This window comes from Streptomyces sp. NBC_00996 (assembly GCF_045162675.1).
Classification (GTDB): Bacteria; Actinomycetota; Actinomycetes; order Streptomycetales; family Streptomycetaceae; genus Streptomyces.
The window spans coordinates 1,626,171-1,648,326 of record NZ_CP108723.1; the positions used below are offsets into that span (position 1 = coordinate 1,626,171).

Here is a 22,156-nt window from a genome sequence, read left to right on the forward strand (position 1 = left end):
TTTCCTACCGTGGAGGCACCCCCAGCCGACACCGCAGGAAGCGGAGGAACCTCTCTGTGCCCGACAGCCGTGTGCCGCACCCCCGGCGCTTCCTCGTCTGCGAACCCAGACACTTCGCCGTGCAGTACGCCATCAATCCCTGGATGCATCCCGACACCCCGGTCGACGTCGATCTGGCCCGCGGCCAGTGGCAGGCGCTGATCCGCGCGTATCGCGACCACGGTCACACCGTCGACTCCGTCGAGCCCGTCGCCGACCTCCCCGACATGGTGTTCGCGGCGAACTCCGCGCTCGTCCTCGCCGGCCGTGTCTTCGGCTCGCTCTTCCACGCGCCGCAGCGCCGCCCCGAGTCCACCGCGTACGAGACCTGGTTCAAGGCGGCCGGTTTCGACGTCTACCGCCCCGAGTCGGTGTGCGAGGGCGAGGGCGATCTCGTCCCGACGGGCCGGTACGTCCTGGCCGGAACCGGATTCCGGACGACGCCCGAGGCCCATCGCGAGGTCCAGGAGTTCTTCGGCGTCCCGGTGATCAGCCTCCAGCTGGTGGACCCGCGGTTCTACCACCTGGACACGGCCCTCTTCGTCCTGGACGACGGGCACGACGCAAACATTGCGTACTACCCGGAGGCGTTCTCGCCGGGCAGTCGCGAGGTGCTCGCGCGGCTGTTCCCCGACGCGGTGATCGCCACCCGCGAGGACGCCATGGCCTTCGGTCTCAACTCCGTCTCCGACGGCCGCCACGTCTTCACCTCGCCGCGCGCCGAGGCCCTCGCCGACCAGCTCGTACGCCACGGCTACGTCCCCGTCCCCGTCGACCTGTCCGAGTTCCACAAGGCCGGCGGCGGCATCAAGTGCTGCACTCAGGAGATCCGTTCATGACGGCACCCACCCGCGTCCCTGCCCGTACCCGCACCTCCACCGACCTCATCCGTGCCGAGGAGCCCGTCCTCGCGCACAACTACCACCCGCTGCCGGTCGTCGTCGCCCGCGCCGAGGGCACCTGGGTCGAGGACGTCGAGGGCCGCCGCTATCTGGACATGCTGGCGGGCTACTCCGCGCTCAACTTCGGCCACCGCAACCCGGTGCTGATCGAGGCGGCGCACCAGCAGCTCGACCGGCTGACGCTCACCTCACGCGCCTTCCACAACGACCAGCTGGCCCAATTCGCCGAGTCACTCGCCGAGTTGACGGGCCAGGACATGGTCCTGCCCATGAACACGGGCGCCGAGGCCGTGGAGAGCGCCATCAAGGTGGCCCGCAAGTGGGCGTACGAGGTGAAGGGCGTCGCACCGGACCAGGCGACGATCGTCGTGGCCGCCGACAACTTCCACGGCCGTACGACGACCATCGTCAGCTTCTCCACGGACGAGACGGCCCGCACGGGCTTCGGCCCCTTCACACCCGGTTTCCGTGTCGTCCCGTACAACGACCTCGCCGCGCTCGAAGCGGCGGTCGACGAGACGACCGCAGCCGTGCTGATCGAGCCCATCCAGGGCGAGGCGGGCGTCGTCATCCCCGACGACGGCTACCTCACCGGCGTACGCGAACTGACCCGGCGCACCGGCTGTCTGTTCATCGCGGACGAGATCCAGTCGGGCCTCGGCCGCACGGGCAGCACCCTCGCCGTCGACCACGAGGACGTCGTTCCGGATCTGCTGCTGCTCGGCAAGGCGCTCGGCGGCGGCATCGTGCCGGTCTCCGCGGTGGTCGGCCGCCGGGACGTGCTCGGCGTGCTGCGTCCTGGCGAGCACGGTTCGACGTTCGGCGGCAATCCGCTCGCCGCGGCGGTCGGTTCGGCCGTCGTCGAGCTCCTTGAGACCGGTGAATTCCAGCGCCGGGCGACCGAGTTGGGCGTGGTCCTGCGCGGTGGCCTCGCCGCACTCGTGGGCAAGGGCGTCGAGGGCTTCCGCTCGCGCGGGCTGTGGGCGGGCGTCGACATCGACCCGGCCATCGGCACGGGGCGCGACATCAGCGAGGGCCTGATGCGCGAAGGGATCCTGGTCAAGGACACCCACGGTTCGACCATCCGGCTGGCCCCGCCGCTGACCATCACCGGCGAGGAACTCCGTTCGGCGCTCGGGGCGTTGGAGAAGGTCCTGGCTCAGGGCGTCTGAAACCGGCGGTGATCGGGAAAGGGCGTCACCACCACGGGTGCGGGGCGATCCTGGCGGCCGAGGTTCCGAGGCCGGTGGGGCCGTGGAGGAGGCGCTCCGCGGGTCCTCGCGTGCAGAGGCCGGTGCGGCGGTACCACTCGTTGTCGCCGGCCATCCGGTCCTGGAGCGTTCCGACGTACCCGAGGACGCTCTCGGACACGTCCGGCCCCAGTTCCGCGCGGAACTGGGGCAATTCGGTCGTGGTGGTCTCCTCGAATTCGCGGATCCGGGCGGTGAACAGCTCGTAGGCGATGTCCACCGCCTGCTGTGCTCGCGCGCGGAATCCGGATGAGGATTCAGACGCGCGGGCCATGGCCGGTAGAACTCCGGGAGCCGAAAAGGCTGCGCCATGTCCGCCCCGCCCGCTCCTGGCTGGTTCGCAATCGGGCGCGACCGTTCCACACCGGGGAGCGCGGAAGCACCGAAGTCCCCGCTCGGCCGTCCCATCGTGTGAGCGAAGGTGTCAGAGCCGTACGGCCACCAGGGCGATGTCGTCGCGGGCACCGCCGGTGACGCCGAGGCGGGCCAGCAGGAAGTCGGCGAGGCGTTCGGGACCGAGTCGGGCGGTACGGGCCAGGGCGTCGGTGAGACGGTCGAGGCCGGCGTCGATGTCTTCGCCGCGGCGTTCGATGAGCCCGTCGCTGTACAGGACGAGGGTGTCGCCCGAGGCGTAGGGGACAGCCGACTGGGGGCGGGGGACGTGTTCGGGGCGGACGCCCAGCGGTGGGTCGGTGGCCCGGTCGAGCAGTCGGCAGGTGCCGTCGGAGTGCAGCAGTACGGGCGGCGGGTGGCCGGCGCTGCTGTAGGCGATCTGCCGGCTGCCGGCGTCGATCACCGCGGCGACCGCGGTGGTGGCCATCGCACCCTCGACCGACCGGGCGTACAGGCCGAGCACCTCCAAGGCCTTCGCGGGCCCCTCCACGGTGCGGGTGGAGGCACTCAGCGCACTGCGAAGCATGCCCATGACAGTGGCGGCCTCCAGACCGTGACCGACGACGTCGCCGACCGCGACGGCGAAGCGGTCGCCGGGCAGGTCGACGACGTCGTACCAGTCGCCGCACACGTTCAGGGAACCGACCGCGGGGAGATACCGCACCGCGATGTCGGGGTGTCGGGCCAGGTCCGGGGAGTGCAGCATGGCTTCCTGCAGGGTCACGGCGACCTGGCGTTCACGGGAGTGGGCCTGGCGCAGTTCCTCGTTGAGATGCTGCAGTTCCCGGGAACGTGCGTACAGCTCGGCCTCCATCCCCTCCTCGCGCTTGCTCACGCCCGCGTTCGGGCCCAGCAGCCGACGGTAGGCCTGACGGGCGCGCACGAACGCGGTGACGTCCTCCACCCGGTGGATGATCCAGGCCACCTTTCCGTCGGTCCCCAGGACGGGGGTGTTGATCGGGGACCACCACCGCTCCTCGAACTGACCCGGCCGCTCCACGATGGGAATGTCGTATTTCTGCAGCGCCATGGTGTCCCGCTCGCCGGACGACAGGACCCGGCGCAGGGAGGCGTCCAGGTTGCGCACCCCGTCGGCATGCGGATCTGCGGGGTTGTCGGGGAAGGCATCGAAGATGTACTGCCCCAACAGATCGTCACGGCTGCGGGCGGTCGCCTGCAGGTAGGCCATGTTCACGTCGACGATCACCAGGTCGGGCCCCAGTACGAGGTAAGGGCTCGGCGTGGCCGCGAACAGCGCCGCGTAGTCGATCTCTGATGATGTCACGTGCTTCCTGCCAGTCCTGGTGACCCGCCACTTCCAATCTACGAAGCAGCGGCCGTCCGCGCCCGGCGAAGACCTGCGGCTTCGCGGAGCCAGCAGGAGTACCCCGGGGACACAAGACCCACATGCCTGCCAACGGACAGTAATGATTGCGCCACACTACGCCATCAGGTTGATGTGTACCGGCCAGTAGCAGCAGGCTGGACCAGCGCTCGTCCCGGCCTGCGCAAGAACACGCCCACGCACCCTGACCTGCCGTCAGGAAAGCGGTGATGGGTCAGCATGAGTCCGTTCGGACACGGTTCCGGCCGACCGCGCCTGCACATACACTGGCACCCCGCGACATGCCGGTTGACCTGCTGGAACGCGGCGGTTGAGCCGATCCGCCAGAGTGAGGAGCGACCCCATGTTCTACTACGTCCTCAAATACGTCCTTCTCGGGCCGCTGCTGAGGCTTGTCTTCCGGCCCCGGATCGAGGGCCTTGAGCACATCCCGCCGTCGGGTCCCGCCATCGTCGCCGGCAACCACCTCTCCTTCTCGGACCACTTCCTGATGCCCGCGATCCTCAAGCGGCGCATCACCTTCCTCGCGAAGGCCGAGTACTTCACCGGCCCCGGCATCAAGGGCCGGCTGACGGCCGCCTTCTTCCGCAGCGCCGGGCAGATCCCGGTGGACCGTTCCGGAAAGGAGGCGGGCCAGGCCGCCATCCGCGAAGGACTCGGCGTCCTGCGCAAGAACGAGCTGCTGGGCATCTACCCGGAGGGCACCCGCTCGCACGACGGCCGCCTGTACAAGGGCAAGGTCGGCGTCGCGGTGATGGCCCTCAAGGCCCAAGTTCCGGTGATTCCCTGCGCGATGATCGGTACCTTCGAGGCCCAGCCCCCGGGCAAGGTCATCCCGAACATCCACCCCGTCGTGATCCGCTTCGGCAAGCCCCTCGACTTCTCCCGCTACGCCGGGATGGAGGACGAGAAGGCCGTGCTGCGTGCCATCACCGACGAGATCATGTACGCCATCCTCACCCTGTCCGAGCAGGAGTACGTCGACCGGTACGCGGCCGTCGTCAAGGCCGAGGAGACCACCGAGAGCGCGGCGAAGGCCCGCTCGTTCCCGCGGATGCCGCTCAGCTGACCCGGCGGGAGCCGGGTGACTCTGCCGAGGGCTGAACCGCTGGGGGATCATGCGCTCCCGGCCGTACGGTCCCCTCATGAGACGAGCTGTGGTGATCGGGGCGACGGGACAGATCGGGCGTGCGGCCGTGGGCGCGCTCGTGCGGGACGGCTGGGACGTGACGGCCGCGTCACGTGGTGGGGGCCGGGACGACACCTGGCCCGAGCAGATGCGGAGCGCGCGGCTCGACCGTGAGGACGACGCGGCACTGGACGCGGTGATCGGCGAGGGCTGCGACGTGGTCGTGGACGTCGTCGCCTACGGAGCGGGGCACGCAAGGCAGTTGGCGGGCCTGGCCGATCGCGTCGGCTCGGCCGTGGTGATCTCCAGCGTGTCGGTGTACGAGGACGACAAGGGGCGCGGCTTCGACACGCAGTCACAGCCGGACGGCTTCCCTGAGTTTCCGGTGCCGATCCCGGAAAGTCAGCGCACCGTGCGGCCCGGTGACGACACGTACAGCACCCGGAAGGTCGCCCTGGAGCGCGAACTTCTCGCCCTGGGCGGCCAGTTGCCCGCGACCCTGCTGCGCGCGGGTGCCGTCCACGGCCCCTACTGCCGAACGCCGCGCGAGGTGTATTTCGTCAAGCGCAACCTCGAGGGTCGCCGCAGGCGGATCCTCCCCTTCGGCGGCACGAGCCGTTTTCATCCGGCGAGCGTCCACAACCTCGCCGAGCTGGTACGCCTGGCGGCCGCGCGGCCGGGATCACGTGTCCTGAACGCCTGTGACCCCGAGGCGCCCACGGTGGCGGAGATCGGCGCGGCGGTCGACGCGGTGATGGGCGTCGAGAACGAGGACGTCCTCGTGGACGGGCCCCCGCCCGCCCCCACGGTGGGCGACCCGCCCTGGTCGGTTCCGCACCCCGTGATCTGCGACATGACCGCGGCCGAACGGGAGTTGGGCTACCGCCCGGCGGTCCGGTACGCCGAGTCGCTCCCGGAGACGGTCGCCTGGATCGAAGGCCGGCTCGCCGGGCGGGACTGGCGCGAGGCGTATCCGGACATGTTCCGGGCGTACGGGGATCTCTTCGACTACGCCGCGGAGGACGACTGGTTGACGAAATGAGGGAAGGGCGGCTGGAACTCCGGCCGCCCTTCCGTCACTTGATGCCGGGCTACGGCGTCGGCGTGGCGTGCGGGGTGCACGTCACGTCGCTGCTGTCCGTCTTGCCGGTCAGCAGGTAGGCGTCCACCCGGGAGTTGATGCACGGGTTGACCAGGCCGGTCACGCCGTGCGAGCCCGCGTCCTTCTCGGTGATCAGGCGGGAGCCCTTGAAGCGCTTGTGCAGTTCGACGGCACCGGGGTACGGAGTGGCGGCGTCACGCGTGGACTGCACGATCAGGACGGCCGGCAGCCCCTTGCCGGTCTTCACGTCCACCGGGGTCTGCTGCTTGACCGGCCAGGTGGCGCACGGCAGGTTCATCCACGCGTTGGCCCACGTCATGAACGGGTAGTCCTTGTGGAGCCGCGTGTTGTCCCGGTCCCACTTCTTCCAGCTGGTGGGCCACTTGGCGTCGGTGCACTCGACGGCCGTGTAGACGGCGTTGCCGTTCTCCGAGGCGATGTTGCCCGCGGTGTTCGACAGGTCCGGGGAGGCGGCGTCGACGAGCGCCTGGGTGTCACCGGCGACGTACTTGCTGAACACCGTCGCGACCGGCACCCACGACGAGTCGTAGTACGGGGCGCTCTGGAAGAAGGAGATGAGCTCGGCGGGGCCGACGACGCCACCCAGCGGGCTCTGCTTCGCGGTGGCGCGCAGCTTCAGCCACTGGTCCTGCACCTTGGCGCGGGTGTCGCCGAGGTGGAAGACGGCGTCGTTCTTGGCGACCCAGTCCTCCCAGTCCTTCCAGCGGCCCTCGAAGGCGATGTCCTGCTCCAGGTTGGCCTGGTACCAGATGTTCTCGCGCGACGGGTTGACGACGCTGTCGACGACCATGCGGCGGACGTGGCCCGGGAAGAGCGTGCCGTAGACGGCGCCGAGGTACGTACCGTACGAGACGCCCAGGTAGTTGAGCTTCTTCTCGCCGAGTGCGGCCCGGATGACGTCCAGGTCGCGTGCGGTGTTCGGCGTGGTCATCTGCGGCAGCATGGCGCCGCTGCGCTCGGCACAGCCGTCCGCGTACTCGGCGGCCAGCTTGCGCTGGGCGAACTTGTCGGCCTGCGTGTCCGGGACCGGGTCGGCCTTGGGCGCCTTCACGAACTCCTGCGGGTCGATGCAGGAGATGGGCGCCGAGTGGCCGACACCGCGCGGGTCGAAGCCCACGAAGTCGTACGCCTTGGCGGTGTTGGCCCAGATGGCGCTCTTGGTGGTCACGCGGCGCGGGAAGCGCATGCCCGAGCCACCGGGACCACCCGGGTTGTAGACGAGGGCGCCCTGGCGCTCCTCCTTCGTGCCCGTGTTCCCGATACGGTCCACGGCCAGCTTGATCTGCTTGCCGTTCGGGTGGGCGTAGTCGAGCGGCACACCGACCCAGCCGCACTGGATCGGCTTCTCGAAGCCCCAGTCGGCGGGGCAGTCCTGCCAGTCCATCCCGGCCTTGGCGGCCCGTTCCGCGGCGATGGCCGCTCCGCGCTGCTCCCGGCTCTGACCGTGGCGTGAGTCGGCGGTGGCCGACGGGGCCGCCACGGCTCCGGCTATCAGGGTCGCCGTGACGAGCGCTCCGGCCGAACCGAGGGCTGTCACGCGTCTCGACGGTCTCATGGACCTCAAGTGGGGCCTCCCCGTACATCGTTGCGATTGGTACGGGGATCCTTTCGGCTGCGAGGTCCCTGAGAACAGATGCGACCGGCCTTCTTTACTAATCCGATAGCCGGTATCCACTGTTCCGTTGAGCGGAGACGCTGTCCTTCAGCCGAGCACCCGCAGTGCGTCGTCCAACACGCGCCGCAGCCGCAGCCCGTCGGGCGCGAGCGCGGTCACCAGCACGGCCGGTCCGGCGAGCGGCGTGAGCGCGGCGTACTCCCCCAGCAGTCGTGCCTGCGGCAGATCCTTCTCGAACTCCGGTCGTACGACGACGAGTTGCCCCAGAGCCCGAAGTCCCCCGAGGACGGCGGGACCGTCCCACCCACCGGGCGCACCGGGCCCGCACGCCAACTCCTGGTCCAGCAACAGTCGTCCAGCGAGCCGCACGGCAAGACGGCTGGTGAGCCGCCCGGGTTCCTCGCCGACCCGCCCGAGCACCTGCTCCTCCCGGAAGACGAGCCGAGCGCCCGCGTCGAGTTCGATGCGCGAGGAGACGTACAGATCACTACCGCCCGCCGAGATCAACTGCTCGGGCAGCCAGCACAGTTCGCCCCCGTCGGCGACGTGGAGCCGCACGTCGTAGCGCGCCTCCCCTTTGTTCTGCCCCGGCAGCGCGATGGTGGCGGCGGCCGACCCGACGTGCAGCCGCGCCCGCTCCCCCGCCTCCGCCTCGACGGTGAAGTGATCACCGCCGAGCGGACCGCTCATCGCGCCGACGAGCAGGACGCGTGCCTCGGAGCCCTCGGCCCGGGTACGGCGCAGGGCGAGCGGCCCGTCCCCCTCCAGCACGGGCAGCGAGGTCCCGCCCCGTCCGTCGTCCCGTGCCGAAATCCGCGCGGTGGCCCGCACTCCCGCCGTCGTCATACCGTCCACGCGGCGAACCGCTCCCGCACCCAGCCGGCGACGTCCGTGACCCCGGCCTCGGTCCGCAGCGACTGGAAGACGACCGGCAGCTCGGCCCGCTGCGCCTTGGCGTCGGCCGCCATACGCCCCAGATCGGACCCGACGTACGGCGCGAGGTCGGTCTTGTTGACCACGAGCAGATCGGCAGTCGTGACACCGGGCCCGCCCTTGCGCGGAATGTCGTCCCCGCCCGCCACGTCGATGACGAAGATCTGCGCGTCGACCAGCCCCTTGGAGAAGGTCGCCGTGAGGTTGTCACCCCCGGACTCCACCAGGATCAGATCCAGCGGCCCCACCGCGTCCTCCAGATCCTCGACCGCTTCGAGGTTGGCGGAGATGTCGTCCCGGATGGCGGTGTGCGGGCAGGCCCCCGTCTCGACGGCGGTGATCCGCTCGGGCGGCAGCACGGCCTCCCGCAGCAGGAACTCGGCGTCTTCCCGCGTGTAGATGTCGTTGGTGACGACCGCCAGGGACAACTCGTCACGCAACGCCTTGCAGAGCGCGGCGACGGTGGCCGTCTTCCCGGAGCCCACGGGCCCGCCGAGACCGATGCGAAGAGCACGACGCGAGCCGTCGGCACGATGGGCGTCGGCACTGACGGCGGAGGCACCGCCGTGGGTGTGATGGTGGTCGAGGTGCATGATTACGGCTCCAGTTCTTGGTCGGGGCTGAGGTCCGTCAGCTCCGGCCGGCACAACCGGCCCGTCCGGCGTTCGAGGACGAGGCCGTCAGGGCCGGTTCGGGGTCCGGGGGCGGAGCCCCCAGGGACGATGGGGGTCTCCCCTGCTCGAGCGAAGCCGAGAGCTTGGGAAGGGCAGGGGCGGAGGGGGCGGAGAACACCTACGACGCGAACAGACGTACAGACCACGCCGCGTGCGCCTCCGCGCTGATCTCCAGCAGCGGAGCCGAAGCGGCAGGCAGCGCATCGACCCCGTCGTCGACCACTCTGCGGGCGGCGTCGGCCGCAGCACGGGCCACCAGGTCCAACTCCGGCGCAAGACGGGCCAGAACCGCGGTGGCATCGAACGGGTCCAGACTCAGCAACCGCACCGTCGCCGTCGCCGGCCCACTGACCGCCTCGTACGCGGAGCAGTACGCCGCGTCCTCGGCCCCGAGCCCCGCGGCCCGCGCAGCCACCCCCAGCACCACCGGCTGATGCGCCCCCTTGGGGAACTCCCGAGCCACCGCGTCGAGTTCCGCCGATGGCCACGCCGCCCGAGCCGCCCGCATCAACTGCCGCCCGAGCCTGCGCGCGGCGACCCGCAGCGCGGGCGACGGCGTACGGGCGTCCGCGGCCGTGTCCAAGGCCACCGGATCGACGCCGAGCGCGCCCGCCGCGGCGAGCGAGGCCGACACGAGTCCGGCCGTGTGCAACCGCCCCCGGCAGAACTCCTCCAGACTCGTCGCCCCGGTGATCCGCCCGGCCTTGACCGCCGCCTCCGCCCCGCCGGAGTGGGCATGCCCCCCGGCGGGAAAGCGGCCGTCGGCCAGGACGAGCAGTGCTGCGCGGGACATCAGAAGAGGAAGTAACGCTGGGCCATGGGCAGTTCGGCGGCCGGAGTCGCCTCGACGAGCTCCCCGTCGATGTGCACGGCGAAGCTGTCGGGATCGATCCGCACATCCGGCCGCGTGTCGTTCTCGCGCATGTCGGCCTTGGTCACCCCACGCGTCGACTCGATCGCGACGAACCGCTTCCCGAGCGAGAGCCGTTCGGGCAGCCCGTCCTCGATGGCGAGCGGCGCCACGAAGTTGAACGAGTTCGAGGCGGGGGCCCGCCCGATGGCCCCGTACATCGGGCGAGGCAGAATCGGCTGCGGCGTCGGAATCGAGGCGTTGGCGTCGCCCATCTGCGCGTACGCGATCTGTCCACCCTTGATGACGAGATGCGGCTTGACCCCGAAGAACGCGGGCTCCCACAGCACGAGGTCGGCGAGCTTGCCGGTCTCGACGGAACCGACCTCGCGGGCCAGCCCCTGCGCGAGCGCCGGGTTGATCGTGTACTTGGCGACATAGCGACGTACTCGACGGTTGTCCGCGCGCCCGTCGCCGGGAAGAGCTCCTCGCCGCCGCTTCATCACATGTGCCGTCTGCCAGGTCCGCATGATGACCTCGCCGACGCGGCCCATGGCCTGGGCGTCGGACGAGATGATCGAGATGGCGCCGAGGTCGTGCAGGATGTCCTCGGCCCCGATCGTGGAGGGCCGGATCCGGGACTCCGCGAAGGCCAGGTCCTCCGGGACGGCCGGGTTCAGGTGGTGACACACCATCAGCATGTCGAGGTGTTCCTCGGCGGTGTTGACGGTGTAGGGCCGGGTCGGGTTGGTGGAGCTGGGCAGCACGTGCGGCTCGGAGACCACGGTCATGATGTCCGGGGCGTGGCCGCCGCCCGCACCCTCGGTGTGGTACGCGTGGATGCCGCGGCCACCGATCGCGGCGAGCGTGTCGCCGACGAAGCCGGCCTCGTTGAGGGTGTCCGTGTGGATGGCGACCTGAATGCCCGTACGGTCGGCGACGGTCAGCGCGGCGTCGATCGCCGCGGGCGTGGAACCCCAGTCCTCGTGGATCTTCAGGCCGAGCGCGCCGCCACGGATCTGCGAGAACATCGCGTCGTGCGAGACGGTGTTGCCCTTGCCGAGCAGGCCGAAGTTGAGGGGGTATTCCTCCATCGCCTCGAGCATCCGAGCCAGGTGCCAGGGGCCGGGCGTGACGGTGGTCGCCTTGGAGCCCTCGGCGGGACCCGTGCCGCCGCCGACCAGCGTCGTGATCCCGGCGGCGAGCGCCTCGTCCGCAATCTGAGGACAGATCAGATGCACGTGCGCGTCGATGGCGCCCGCGGTCAGGATCCGCCCGTTGCCCGCGATGATCTCCGTCTCCGGACCGATCACCAGGTCGGGGTGCACACCGTCCATGGTGTCCGGGTTGCCCGCCTTGCCGATGCCGTTGATCCGGCCGTCGCGGATGCCGACGTCGGCCTTGACGATTCCCCAGTGGTCGATGATCACAACGCCCGTGATGACCGTGTCCGGGGTGCCCTCCGCACGGGTGGCGCGCGCCTGGCCCATGGATTCGCGGATGACCTTGCCACCACCGAACACCGCCTCGTCACCGGCGAGTCCGGGGCCGCCGGAACGATCCTCCTCGATCTCCACCAGCAGATCGGTGTCAGCGAGCCGGATACGGTCGCCGGTCGTGGGGCCGAACAGATCGGCGTACGCGGCACGCGAGATCTCAGGCATCGAGGGCACCTCCGGTCTCACCGCGCAGTCCGGGCACCACACGGGCACCGGCGAGCGGAACGAGTTCGACATCGACGGGGATCCCCGGCTCGAAGCGCACGGCGGTGCCGGCGGCGACGTTGAGCCGCTTGCCGCGCGCGGCGGCGCGGTCGAAGTCCAGACCGGGGTTGGCCTCGGCGAAGTGGTAGTGGGAGCCGACCTGGACGGGCCGGTCGGCGGCGTTGAGGACGGTCAGCCGGGTGACCTCGCGGCCTTCGTTGAAGACGACGGGTCCGTCGGCGAACAGGATCTCCCCGGGAATCATGGCTCTCGCTCCCCCGTCAGACGATCGGGTCGTGGACGGTGACGAGCTTGGTGCCGTCGGGGAAGGTCGCCTCCACCTGGACGTCGTGGATCATCTCGGGGATGCCCGCCATGACGTCGTCCCGGGTGAGGATCTTGCGTCCGGAGGACATCAGTTCGGCGACGGTACGGCCGTCACGCGCGCCTTCGAGGATGTGCGACGTGATGAGGGCGACAGCCTCGGGGTGGTTCAGTTTCAGCCCGCGGGCCCGCCGCTTCTCGGCCACGTCGGCTGCCACATGAATGAGCAGCCTCTCCTGCTCGTGCGGGGTCAGTTGCACGGCGTCCCACCTCACATCCTCGCTCCGGACCGTGCGGGGTCCGGTGGCCGCGGCCACCAAAAACCCCTGGTGGCGTGGATGCGCACGGTAGTTGGCCGGAGTTTCGAGGACGTTAACCAGCCTGTGATCCCCTCACGGCCGCACCCTGGGCTCCCCCATGCTCATCAGGGCCCGCAGACCGTCCCGCAGGACCTCCGGCGAGGCGGCGCCGAAGACGGCCACCTGCGCCGCGAACCCCTGCGCGAGCGCGATCATCGTGCGCGCCATGGCGTCGGCGTCGACGTCCTCGGGCATCAGCCCCGCGACCTTGTAGCTCTCGACGAGGTTCGCCCAGGCGGCGCGCACCTTGACATACCCCGCGGTCATCAGGGCCGACAGCTCGTCGTTGCGCAGGGTCTCGGTCCACACCTGGATCATCAGCCGCGGGAACACCCACTCGCCGTTGCCCAGCGTGCCCGGCTTCACCTCCCTCAACTGCGCCAGAACCCTGGGGATCAGCACGTCCGGCAGCGGCGGAGGACTCTCCCGGGCCGCGCACTCCTGGACGTCACGCACGGTCTCCAGCACCTCGGCGACGATCGCGCCGATCAGCTCCTCCTTGCCGCTGAAGTAGCGGTAGACGGCCCCCGCGGAGAGGTCGACCTCCTTGAGCACGTCCTGCATCGACGTGGCATGGAATCCGTTACGGGCGAAGCAGAGGGCCGCGCCGTTGAGGATCTGGCGGCGACGGGCGTCTAGGTGTTCCTGGGATACGCGGGCCATGACAGCAAATTTAAAACGAACATTCCTTCTTGACAAGCGGGACTCGGCGGAACGACAGTGAGGTCGCCCCAAAACGAACGAACCTTCTTTTTAGATCGAGAGTCCGAAGCGAGGAACGATCATGCCCGCCCATTCCGCCACGCCCACGGGCACCGCCGCGCTGCCGCAGGGCCGCCGGATCGTCGCCGTGATCGCGCTCGCCCCGGCCCTGGTGGCGCTGGCGCTCTGGGCCTTCGCCTGGCCCGCCGCCCGCACGGCACCCCGCGATCTACCGCTCGGTGTGGCGGGCCCCGCGACCGCGACCGCACCGCTGCAGAAGCAACTGTCACGACACCAGGGCGCCTTCGAGATCCACCACTACGCCGACGAGGCCGCCGCACGGGACGCCATCGAGGACCGGACCGTATACGGCGCGATCGTCGCCACCGCACAGGGACCCGAGCTGCTGACCGCCTCCGCCGCGAGCCCGCTCGTCGCCCAGCTGCTCCAGCAGGCGGTGACCCGGCATGTCCCCAAGGGCACCAAGGTGACGACCACCGATGTCGTGCCCGCCTCCGCGAAGGATCCACGCGGCGCGGCCCTCGGCGCGAGCGTGCTCCCGCTCACCCTGGTCGGCATCGCCGCCGGAGCCGTCGTGACCCTGCTCGGACTGCGCGGCACACGCGCCGTCGCCGCGCTGGAAGGCACCGCGGCCCTGGTCGGCGTGGTCGCGGCCGTCCTCGCGCACAGCTGGCTGGGGGTCTTCACCGGCAACTGGTGGGCGGAGGCCGCCGCGCTCGGGTTGTCGACCCTGGCCGTGAGCGCCGCGGTCGCCGGGCTCGCGGCACTGATCGGGCCTCCCGGCATCGGGCTCGGCGCGTTCGTGGTCATGCTGCTCGGCAACCCGGCCTCCGGCGCGTCCTCGGCTCCGCAGATGCTGCCCGAGCCGGTCGGGACGATCGGCCAGTGGCTGCCGCCGGGCGCGGGCGCGTCACTGCTGCGCTCGGTGTCGTTCTTCGACGGCGCCGCCGCGACCGGACCGGCGCTGACCTTGACCTGGTGGGCCGTGCTCGGCCTCGGCGCGGTCCTGCTGGGCAACGCGCTCAAGCGAGGCCGGACGACCACGCAGGCGGTCGCCGGGCTGGAGCCCGCCCTGGCGAGCTGACCGCCCGGCGAGACGACCGCCCACGGAACGGACCGTGCGCCCCCGCTGTAGCGGACGGGGGCGCACGGTCTCTTTGTTTCCGCCGTTCCTGGTCCCTGTGTTTGTGAGCCTCTACATCGGTGGTGAACCGCCTTGTGTCTACGAGGCGTTGGGCCCCCGGTGCTCCGCGGCGATGCCGAACCGCTGTCGCTCGCGCGGCGCGGACGCGACCTCGCGGACGCTCGAGAGGGAGCTGATCACCTGCTCGTCCGCGGGGTCCTGGAGTTCTTCGAGGCGCTCCAGGTCGGCGGCGGAGACCAGGGCGACGAGGGGCTTCCCGTGCCGCGTCACGACGACGCGCTCACCGCCGTACACCACGCGGTTGATCAGATCGGCGAGCTCAGCCCTGGCTTGCGTCACCGGAATCTCGTAGGCCATGTCGTCCAGCTTAGACCGGCCCCCGACACCCCCCGCAGAGCGGACGATCTCGTGCGGATCCGCCGCATCTCACCCCGCTGGGCATTTCGCTGTCAGCGAGGGCTCCCCCCGCAGAGAGCGTACGTCCTGTACATTTTTTACGGATGTCGATCCGAGGAGGCACGCGCCATGGACAGTCCGTCCGCCCGCTACGTCCTGCCCGAGTTCACCGAACGGACCAGCACGGGGCACCGGACCCTGGATCCGTATTCGAAGCTGCTCGACGAGCGGATCGTGTTCCTCGGGACACCGATCGACGACACGTCGGCCAACGATGTGATGGCGCAGTTCATGCACCTCGAGTACCTGGACCCGGACCGGGACATCTCGCTGTACATCAACTCCCCCGGCGGCTCGTTCAGCGCGATGACGGCGGTCTACGACACGATGCAGTTCGTCACCTGCGACGTGGAGACGATCTGCCTGGGGCAGGCGGCGTCGGCCGCCGCCGTGCTGCTGGCCGGCGGTACGGCGGGCAAGCGGTTCGCGCTGCCCGGTGCCCGCGTGCTCATCCACCAGCCGTCGATCCCCGAACCGATCCAGGGTCAGGCGAGCGATCTCGCCATCCAGGCCGAGGAGTTGGTGCGCACCCGGAAGGTGCTGGAGGACATGCTCGTCCGGCACACGGGGCAAAGCCCGGAGCAGGTCGCCGCGGACATCGAGCGGGACAAGATCCTGGACGCGCCGACGGCGGTGGCGTACGGACTGATCGACCGGATCATCCCGAGCCGCAAGGCCCCGCGCACCGCGCCCGGCGCAAGGTGATCGCCGGATGATCCCCGATCTGCCCCCGCTGCCCGCACTGACGCGTGCCGAGGCCGAGTTGATCGACCGCTACCTCGACGTGGTCGATCTGGTCGGCCGCATCAACCCTGCCCGCCCCGGGGACACCTATCGCGGTCTGAGGGCCGCCCAGGCGCTGGTCGGCAAGGCGACGGCGCTGCGTGACGCCCTCGCCCTGATGCATCAGCGGGGCGAGAGCGAGGTGCACGCCCCGACCCTGGCACAGGCCCTGCGCGTCCTGGACGGCGAGCGGCGGGCGGCCCGGGTCACCCTGCCTCCCGGCTCGGACAGTTGACGCATGGGCACCCGGGCCGCGGCACACGTCGCGGCGGCGAAGCATCCGGCCCGGGCTTCAAACGGACCAAATGGCGTACCCCCTGATGGAGTAGACGCTGGTCCTTTCAAGGGCGCGCAAAAGTTGCGCAACGCGCGTAACAGCGAGGCGGAATGAAGCCCTCCATCGCAGGTGCGGGCATGGTCGAGTTCCTCAACACCCCCTCGAACGGAGGGGTGTCCACCCGAACGGGTGAGTGGTGAGTAACCCCACAAATCGCCGATTCCGCTCGGATATTCCGACACTCATGCGTGAAGATCCCTTCCGACGACAAGCCCCCGCCACAGCGGCGGGGCGGTCCGGGCGGACGCCGAGTCCTGCCGCTGCCCGGATGACCGGTCGACAGGAGTGGATCGGCAGGAGTGGAGGACCCAGCACGACGGTCCGCCGGAGAGATCCGGGCGGTCCTTGGGGTGAAGCCGCGTAAGCGGCCGGGCTACTTCGCCAGCCCGAATCCGACAGGTCATCCTTCACAGGCGGCTGACGAAGGGTTGCGCATGACTGCGCTCAATCGTGCCCCGTCGCTGTGGACCAGGGCCGGTACGGCCTCGGCCCTCACCCTCGCCGCCGTGGGCGGCACCCTCGTGGTCCCGGGCGTCGCATCCGACGCCGAGGCGGCCACTTTTGCGACGAAGGCACTTCAGGTCGCGGCTTCCAAGAAGGGCTCCCCGTACCAGTGGGGCGCTACTGGGCCGCGCCGCTTCGACTGCTCCGGGCTCACCCTCTACTCGTACAAGAAGGCGGGCAAGAAACTGCCTCGTACGGCCGCGGCGCAGTACAACAAGACGCATCACATCTCCGCCTCGCACCGCAAGGCCGGAGACCTCGTGTTCTTCCACTCGGGCCGGTACGTGTACCACGTCGGCATCTACGCCGGGAAGGGAAAGATCTGGCACTCCCCCAAGACCGGGGAGGTCGTGAAGCTCCAGAAGATCTGGACGAAGAGCGTCTGGTACGGCCGGGTCAGCTGACCGGGCCGAGGGGGTGACGGCGACGTACGCCGTCACCCCCTCGGGGCTTGAAAGCGGGATGAACCGGATACTCGTGCACCATGGCCGAGCAACCTGCCCCCGCGGCACGCCACGAGACGCGCCTCGAACGCGCAGACCGCAATTTCTCGGAACTGCTCCAAGAACTGCGCGTCATCCAGACCGGGGTACAGATCCTCTTCGCCTTCCTGCTGACTCTGGCCTTCACCCAGCGTTTCCCGTCCCTCGACACGGCACAGCGCGCCACCTACGTCACCACACTGCTGCTCTCGATGCTGGCCGCCGTCCTGTTCATGGCCCCGGCCGCCCTGCACCGGTCGCTGTTCCAGCAGAACGTGAAGCCCCTCATCGTGCGGGTCTCCTCACGGCTGGCCCACGTCGGTCTGTATGTGCTGATGCTGGCGTTCACCGGATCGGTGCTCCTCGTCGTGGACGTGGCTCTGGGGCGCGGCGCGGGTATCGCCGCCGGCGCCGGCACGCTGGCCGCCTGTCTGGGGCTGTGGGCCCTGCTGCCCCGGCTGGTGCGGCGTGGCGTCAGCTCCTCAGAGGCTCGAGCACAAGTACCAGACCGAGAACCGTGAGCGCGGTGCCGGTGACCGCCTCGACGGCCCGGGCGGCACGCGGCCTGCGCAGCCACCGGCCGAGCCGGTCCACCAGCAGGGCCACCGCGGGAAACCACACCAGGGCGAGAACGACCACGATCAGCGCCAACAGCAGGGTCCGGGGCAGCGCGGGGCTGCCCGCGGGCACGAACTGCGGCAGCAGGCTGAGGAAGGTGATCGGCGCCTTCGGATTGAGCGCGTTGGTGACGAAGCCCTGGCGCAGCGGGCGCGCGTCGGGCCCCGCCTCGTCCGCCACCGCCCGGCGGGGCCGTCCCAGCGACCTCAGTGTCCGTACGCCGAGATACAGCACATAGGCGCCGCCGAGCAGCTGCAGCGCCCGGAACAGCGCGGGTACGGCGGTGAGCACCGCGGCGACCCCGGCGACGGCGAGCGCCGTGTGCAGGAGCAGCCCACCCGTGATGCCGAGCGCGCACGCGACTCCGGCCCGACGTGAGACCAGGGCGTTGCGTACGACGACGGTGAAGTCCGCGCCCGGCATGGCGACCATGCCGGCTGCGACCCCCGTGAAGGCGATGAGCTGTGCGTCCATGAGCACCAGACTGCCTCCGCCGGGCCTTCAGCAGGTATGTCGAATATCCTGGGTGAGCCTTAAGCAATCGTTTAGGCCCAGGGCAGCCCAGTGCCTGGGGAGCCTCGGGCAGCAGGAGGGGCACGATGTACGACCCGACGCGGCTCGCGGCGCTGGTGGCGGTCGCCGAGGCGGGGTCGATCACCAGGGCCGCCGAGCGCCTCGGCTACACCACGCCCGCGCTCTCCCAGCAACTGGCGAAGCTGGAACGGGAGGCCGGCGTGCCCCTGGTGGTGCGGTCGCATCGCGGGGCGCGGCTGACGGCCGCGGGCGAGCTGCTCGTGGCGCGGGCCCGCCGGGTCCTCGACGAGATGGAGCGGGCCCGGCACGAACTGGCGCGCCTGGCAGGTCTGTCGGGCGGCACACTGCGGCTCGGTACCTTCCAGACGGCGGGCATCCATCTGCTGCCGCCGGTGCTCAGCGCCTTTCGCCGGGCCCATCCCGACGTGGAGCTCGCGGTGGCCGACTACGAGCCTCCGGAGGGCATTTCGGCGGTCGCGGCGGGCGAGGTCGACCTGGCCCTGACGCACATCTACGAGCCCTCCACCCCCGTGCCACTGCCGTCGTCCGTGCGCGCGGAGCCGGTCCTGGTCGAGGAGTTGGTGCTGGTGACCGCTCCTGGGCATGTCCTCGCGGGCGGTTCGGCGCGGCTGCCGCTGACCGAACTCGCCGGACAGCCCCTGATCAGCATGGCCCCGGACCTTCCGGCCCGGCAGGGCGTGGAGGCCGCGCTCGCCCGGGCCGGGGCCACCCCCGCGGTACTGGTCGAGACCCCGGGGTACGCCCTGGTGTGCGCGCTGGTCAGCGCCGGGCTCGGGGTCGCGGTCGTACCGGAGATGGTGGCCACGACCGCGGCGACACCGGTGGGGACGCGGCTGCTGGAACCGGGCGGTCTACGCCGGACGATCTCGGTCGTCCATCGGGCCGACGAGGCGGCGCCCGCGGCCGACGCGTTCCGTGCCCTGCTGCGCGGCGCCTTCGGACGGGCCGGGCAGTACAGGCACGACAACTGAGCCGTTCCTTAAGGCTCTTGGGGCCCCCCGGCCGCCACCGGCTGGACCGGTGTCGTCCACGGCAGTTCGATGGAGACGGTCTTGCCGCCCTCCCGGGTCGGCCGAACGGTGAGCCTGCCGCCGCACTCGGCGGTCAGCCAGCGGATGATCACCATGCCGCGGCCGTTGTCCTGCTGGACTGCCGCGGGCAGCCGTTTGGGAAAGCGCGGGTGGCTGTCGGTGACGCCGAGGCGCAGGTGTTCGTCTCGGTCGAGCCGGACGTCCACCGTGAAGGTGGGCGACTGCCCGAAAGTGTGCTGGACGGCGTTGGTGGCTAGTTCGGACACGATCAGGCGTACGGTGTCCGCGACTTCGGAGTCGCACGGCAGGCCCCATTCGACCAGCACATCGGCGACGAATTTCCGGGCCGCGGAGACCGAGGCGGGATCGCTCGGCAGAGTGACGGATGCTTCCTGGTGATCTGCCATGGCGACGTCGTCCCTTTCCCACGGGACCGGAGTCCGACACGGAGCGGATGGTTCGAGTACGGTCCCGGACTGGTGCTTCGCGCCAGACTGCCATCACGGGGCCGATCACGGGTGCGATCCACCAAGATATGCATATATCTGTCGCTCGAAGCGGTGAACTCTGCGACGGCAGACCCTATTTGGGCGGCTCGGAAGGAGTAAGGAGTACGGCCATGCAGCACGGTCCCGCGGTGCGCCGCCGCAAGCTCGGTGCCGAACTGCGCGCGTTGCGCGCCGATACGGGCCTCACGAGTGGTCAGGCGGCCCGCCTCCTGGGCTGGCATCAGTCGAAGGTGAGCCGGATCGAGACCGGCACCAGCGGGGTGAAGCCGGCGGACGTAGCACGCCTGCTGGACGCGTACGGTGTCGAGGATCCCGAATTACGAGACCTCCTGGTCGTGTTGGCGGGTTCCGAGGGCAATGGACGGCACCACTGGTGGCACGCCTATCGCGGGGTACTGCCACGGACATACCGCGACTTCATCAGCCTGGAGTCGCAGGCCAGTGGGATGCGCACGCTGGAGACCTCCGTCGTGCCGGGGCTGCTGCAGACGCCCGACTACGCCCGTGCGGTGACGCAGGCCGCGGTGGACGGACTGGAGGACTGCAAGCTCGACGCGCTCGTCGAGGTGCGCCTCGCCCGCCAGGACGTGCTGCGTTCGAATCCGCCGCTGGAACTGAGCGCGGTCCTGGACGAGGCGGTGTTACGACGGGAGGTCGGCGGACCGGAGGTCATGGCACGGCAACTGGAGCGGTTGCGGGAGGCCGCCACCCTGCCTCAAGTGCGGCTTCAGGTATTGCCGTTCGCCGCCGGCGCACACATCGGGGTCACCGGACCTTTCGTTATCTTCTCATTTCCGAACACAACTGATCTGGATGTGGTTGTTCTCGACCACTTGACGAGTAGCCTCTACCTCGAACGGAAAGAAGACCTTCAGGCCTACAGCGAGGCCTTCAACGCCCTTCAGATCCACGCCCTTTCGCCCGAGGACTCGTTGGATTACATCGCCGTGATTGGTGACGGCGCGTAAGGAGGCACCATGTCTGCACTGCCTCGGTACGTACCTTCCAGTACTTCTCTGCACGACGTGCGATGGCTGCGCAGCAGCCGCAGTACGGGAATGAACAACTGCGTCGAGACGGCGCGCCCCGGACCGGGCCCCTGGTCCGGACTGGTGGCCGTGCGCGATTCCAAGAACACGGCGGGTCCCGCCCTGTTCTTCGCTCCTGCCGCCTGGGAGGGATTCATCGCCGCACTGAGCTGACCGCTACCCCATTCACCGCTTCTGGCTGATCACGCGTACGGCGTGCTCGATCTGCTCCTCGGTGAGGTCCGCGCGGGCCGTCAGCCGCAACCGTGAGATGCCGTCGGGCACGGACGGGGGACGGAAGCAGCCGACGGCCAGCCCCGCCTCACGGCAGTCGGCCGCCCACCGCACGGCCCGCTCGGGGGACGGCGCCCGCACGGAGACGACAGCGGCGTCCGGTCGCACCGCCTCCAGACCCTCGGCTGTCAGACGGGTGTGCAGCGCCGTCGCCACCGCGCGCGCCCGCGCGGCACGCGCCGGTTCACGGCGCAGCAGCCTCAGCGCCGCGAGGGCCGCGCCCGCCGCCGCGGGCGCGAGACCGGTGTCGAAGATGAACGTACGCGCCGCGTTGACCAGGTGGTCGATGACCGGGGCGGGGCCGAGGACGGCGCCGCCCTGGCTACCGAACGACTTGGAGAGCGTGACGGTCACGACCACGTCCGGGTCGCCCGCGAGCCCCGCCGCGTGCGGCGCGCCCCTGCCACCGTCGCCCAGCACACCGAGCCCGTGCGCGTCGTCGACGATCAGCCCGGCCCCGTACTCCCGGCAGGCGAGGGCGAGTTCGGACAACGGCGCCGCGTCCCCGTCCACCGAGAAGACCGTGTCGGAGACGGCGACAGCGGGGCCCTCGTGGGTGCCGAGCGCCTTGCGCACGGCGTCGGGGTCGGCGTGCGCGACGACCTGTGTGGTGCCGCGGGCCAGCCGGCAGCCGTCGATCAGCGAGGCGTGGTTGCCCGCGTCCGAGACGACGAGCGAGCCGTGCGGCGCGAGCGCGGTGACGGCGGCGAGATTGGCCGCGTATCCGGAGGAGAAGACGAGCGCGGACTCGAAGCCACAGAAGTCGGCCAGCTCGCGTTCGAGCTCGCCGTGCAGTTCGGTGGTGCCCGTGACGAGCCGGGAGCCGGTGGCGCCGCCGCCCCACCTGCGCGCGGCACGGGCCGCGCCCTCGGTGACCTCCGGATGGCGGGCGAGACCGAGGTAGTCGTTGCTCGCGAGATCGAGGAGCGGCGAGTCGGCGGGGCGCGGCCGCAGCGTGCGCACGAGTCCGGCCCGGCGGCGCGCCTCGGCCTGCTCGTCGATCCAGCCGAACGCCATGTGTCCTCCGGGCCGTGGTGAGGGGTGTTTTGTAGG

At 70.3% G+C, this 22,156-nt stretch carries 26 protein-coding genes and 1 riboswitch; of the genes, 12 read left to right on the forward strand and 14 right to left on the reverse strand.

The features are described 5' to 3' along the window. The first annotated feature begins 56 nt into the window (after positions 1-56). Both ddaH and rocD read left to right on the forward strand, forming a co-directional pair. Positions 57-878, forward strand: a complete 822-nt coding sequence (ddaH, locus tag OG390_RS07850) for a dimethylargininase (protein WP_406166165.1) — start codon at positions 57-59, stop codon at positions 876-878. Next, positions 875-2,113 (forward strand): ornithine--oxo-acid transaminase, encoded by a 1,239-nt coding sequence (gene rocD, locus OG390_RS07855; protein WP_406166167.1) that lies wholly within the window; start codon positions 875-877, stop codon positions 2,111-2,113. The genes ddaH and rocD overlap by 4 nt, the downstream gene beginning before the upstream one ends. Positions 2,114-2,138: 25 nt before the next feature. Here rocD and OG390_RS07860 read toward each other — a convergent pair whose 3' ends face one another. Both OG390_RS07860 and OG390_RS07865 read right to left on the reverse strand, forming a co-directional pair. Then, positions 2,139-2,465, reverse strand: coding sequence for a hypothetical protein (locus OG390_RS07860; protein WP_406166168.1), 327 nt, complete (start codon positions 2,463-2,465; stop codon positions 2,139-2,141). Positions 2,466-2,615: 150 nt separating this feature from the next. Beyond that, positions 2,616-3,869, reverse strand: a complete 1,254-nt coding sequence (locus OG390_RS07865) for a PP2C family protein-serine/threonine phosphatase (RefSeq protein WP_406166170.1) — start codon at positions 3,867-3,869, stop codon at positions 2,616-2,618. Positions 3,870-4,272: 403 nt separating this feature from the next. Here OG390_RS07865 and OG390_RS07870 point away from each other — a divergent pair, with 403 nt between their 5' ends. Together OG390_RS07870 and OG390_RS07875 are read left to right on the forward strand one after the other, a co-directional pair. Beyond that, on the forward strand, positions 4,273-4,998 hold the full coding sequence (locus OG390_RS07870; RefSeq protein ID WP_406166171.1) for a lysophospholipid acyltransferase family protein: 726 nt from the start codon (positions 4,273-4,275) through the stop codon (positions 4,996-4,998). A gap of 88 nt (positions 4,999-5,086) precedes the next feature. Then, the gene (locus OG390_RS07875; RefSeq protein ID WP_406177553.1) at positions 5,087-6,100 is read left to right on the forward strand and encodes an NAD-dependent epimerase/dehydratase family protein; all 1,014 of its coding nucleotides are present in this window, start codon (positions 5,087-5,089) and stop codon (positions 6,098-6,100) included. 49 nt (positions 6,101-6,149) lie between these two features. On the opposite strand, the gene OG390_RS07880 is transcribed toward OG390_RS07875, so the two are convergent. The 8 genes from OG390_RS07880 to OG390_RS07915 form a co-directional block, all read right to left on the reverse strand. Beyond that, positions 6,150-7,736, reverse strand: coding sequence for an alpha/beta hydrolase (locus OG390_RS07880; protein WP_406166173.1), 1,587 nt, complete (start codon positions 7,734-7,736; stop codon positions 6,150-6,152). Positions 7,737-7,883: 147 nt separating this feature from the next. Then, positions 7,884-8,642 (reverse strand): urease accessory protein UreD, encoded by a 759-nt coding sequence (locus OG390_RS07885; protein ID WP_406177555.1) that lies wholly within the window; start codon positions 8,640-8,642, stop codon positions 7,884-7,886. Then, the gene (ureG, locus tag OG390_RS07890) at positions 8,639-9,322 is read right to left on the reverse strand and encodes an urease accessory protein UreG (protein WP_406166175.1); all 684 of its coding nucleotides are present in this window, start codon (positions 9,320-9,322) and stop codon (positions 8,639-8,641) included. The genes OG390_RS07885 and ureG overlap by 4 nt, the downstream gene beginning before the upstream one ends. Positions 9,323-9,521: 199 nt before the next feature. Beyond that, complete coding sequence (locus OG390_RS07895; RefSeq protein ID WP_406166177.1) at positions 9,522-10,196, reverse strand: urease accessory protein UreF; 675 nt, start codon at positions 10,194-10,196, stop codon at positions 9,522-9,524. Then, positions 10,196-11,917, reverse strand: a complete 1,722-nt coding sequence (locus OG390_RS07900) for an urease subunit alpha (protein WP_406166179.1) — start codon at positions 11,915-11,917, stop codon at positions 10,196-10,198. The genes OG390_RS07895 and OG390_RS07900 overlap by 1 nt, the downstream gene beginning before the upstream one ends. Next, positions 11,910-12,221, reverse strand: a complete 312-nt coding sequence (locus OG390_RS07905) for an urease subunit beta (protein ID WP_399085717.1) — start codon at positions 12,219-12,221, stop codon at positions 11,910-11,912. The genes OG390_RS07900 and OG390_RS07905 overlap by 8 nt, the downstream gene beginning before the upstream one ends. A gap of 16 nt (positions 12,222-12,237) precedes the next feature. Further along, positions 12,238-12,540 (reverse strand): urease subunit gamma, encoded by a 303-nt coding sequence (locus OG390_RS07910; protein ID WP_369244938.1) that lies wholly within the window; start codon positions 12,538-12,540, stop codon positions 12,238-12,240. Positions 12,541-12,672: 132 nt separating this feature from the next. Then, entirely contained in the window at positions 12,673-13,302 is a 630-nt protein-coding gene (locus OG390_RS07915) for a TetR/AcrR family transcriptional regulator (RefSeq protein WP_406166182.1), read from the reverse strand. Positions 13,303-13,423: 121 nt separating this feature from the next. On the opposite strand from OG390_RS07915, the gene OG390_RS07920 reads away from it, so the two are divergent. Continuing rightward, positions 13,424-14,446: an ABC transporter permease gene (locus OG390_RS07920; RefSeq protein ID WP_406166183.1), complete on the forward strand. Its 1,023-nt coding sequence runs from the start codon at positions 13,424-13,426 to the stop codon at positions 14,444-14,446. A 138-nt stretch (positions 14,447-14,584) separates the two neighbouring features. On the opposite strand, the gene OG390_RS07925 is transcribed toward OG390_RS07920, so the two are convergent. Further along, positions 14,585-14,863 carry a type II toxin-antitoxin system Phd/YefM family antitoxin gene (locus tag OG390_RS07925; protein WP_189184395.1) on the reverse strand — a complete coding sequence of 93 codons (279 nt, stop codon included), beginning with the start codon at positions 14,861-14,863 and terminating at the stop codon, positions 14,585-14,587. Positions 14,864-15,031: 168 nt separating this feature from the next. Between OG390_RS07925 and OG390_RS07930 the strand changes: the two genes are divergently transcribed. The 4 genes from OG390_RS07930 to OG390_RS07945 all read left to right on the forward strand — a co-directional run bounded on the left by OG390_RS07930 (position 15,032) and on the right by OG390_RS07945 (position 17,589). Next, on the forward strand, positions 15,032-15,667 hold the full coding sequence (locus OG390_RS07930) for an ATP-dependent Clp protease proteolytic subunit (protein ID WP_406166185.1): 636 nt from the start codon (positions 15,032-15,034) through the stop codon (positions 15,665-15,667). Between the two features lie 7 nt (positions 15,668-15,674). Further along, positions 15,675-15,980 (forward strand): hypothetical protein, encoded by a 306-nt coding sequence (locus OG390_RS07935; RefSeq protein WP_399085730.1) that lies wholly within the window; start codon positions 15,675-15,677, stop codon positions 15,978-15,980. 337 nt (positions 15,981-16,317) lie between these two features. Next, positions 16,318-16,513: riboswitch (cyclic di-AMP (ydaO/yuaA leader) on the forward strand. A gap of 3 nt (positions 16,514-16,516) precedes the next feature. Continuing rightward, positions 16,517-16,990, forward strand: coding sequence for a C40 family peptidase (locus OG390_RS07940; RefSeq protein ID WP_399085733.1), 474 nt, complete (start codon positions 16,517-16,519; stop codon positions 16,988-16,990). An 80-nt stretch (positions 16,991-17,070) separates the two neighbouring features. Next, positions 17,071-17,589: a DUF6328 family protein gene (locus OG390_RS07945; RefSeq protein WP_406166188.1), complete on the forward strand. Its 519-nt coding sequence runs from the start codon at positions 17,071-17,073 to the stop codon at positions 17,587-17,589. Here OG390_RS07945 and OG390_RS07950 read toward each other — a convergent pair. Beyond that, positions 17,543-18,160: a LysE family translocator gene (locus tag OG390_RS07950; protein WP_406166190.1), complete on the reverse strand. Its 618-nt coding sequence runs from the start codon at positions 18,158-18,160 to the stop codon at positions 17,543-17,545. The two genes, OG390_RS07945 and OG390_RS07950, sit on opposite strands and share 47 nt — an antisense overlap. Positions 18,161-18,285: 125 nt before the next feature. On the opposite strand from OG390_RS07950, the gene OG390_RS07955 reads away from it, so the two are divergent. Continuing rightward, positions 18,286-19,212 (forward strand): LysR family transcriptional regulator, encoded by a 927-nt coding sequence (locus OG390_RS07955; protein WP_406166191.1) that lies wholly within the window; start codon positions 18,286-18,288, stop codon positions 19,210-19,212. A gap of 8 nt (positions 19,213-19,220) precedes the next feature. On the opposite strand, the gene OG390_RS07960 is transcribed toward OG390_RS07955, so the two are convergent. Beyond that, positions 19,221-19,679, reverse strand: coding sequence for an ATP-binding protein (locus OG390_RS07960; RefSeq protein ID WP_406166193.1), 459 nt, complete (start codon positions 19,677-19,679; stop codon positions 19,221-19,223). 212 nt (positions 19,680-19,891) lie between these two features. On the opposite strand from OG390_RS07960, the gene OG390_RS07965 reads away from it, so the two are divergent. Together OG390_RS07965 and OG390_RS07970 are read left to right on the forward strand one after the other, a co-directional pair. After that, positions 19,892-20,749, forward strand: a complete 858-nt coding sequence (locus OG390_RS07965) for a helix-turn-helix domain-containing protein (protein ID WP_406166195.1) — start codon at positions 19,892-19,894, stop codon at positions 20,747-20,749. Positions 20,750-20,758: 9 nt separating this feature from the next. Next, complete coding sequence (locus OG390_RS07970; protein WP_406166197.1) at positions 20,759-20,983, forward strand: DUF397 domain-containing protein; 225 nt, start codon at positions 20,759-20,761, stop codon at positions 20,981-20,983. A 12-nt stretch (positions 20,984-20,995) separates the two neighbouring features. On the opposite strand, the gene OG390_RS07975 is transcribed toward OG390_RS07970, so the two are convergent. Continuing rightward, positions 20,996-22,120, reverse strand: a complete 1,125-nt coding sequence (locus OG390_RS07975; RefSeq protein ID WP_406166199.1) for an 8-amino-7-oxononanoate synthase — start codon at positions 22,118-22,120, stop codon at positions 20,996-20,998. Between the last annotated feature and the right edge of the window lie 36 nt (positions 22,121-22,156).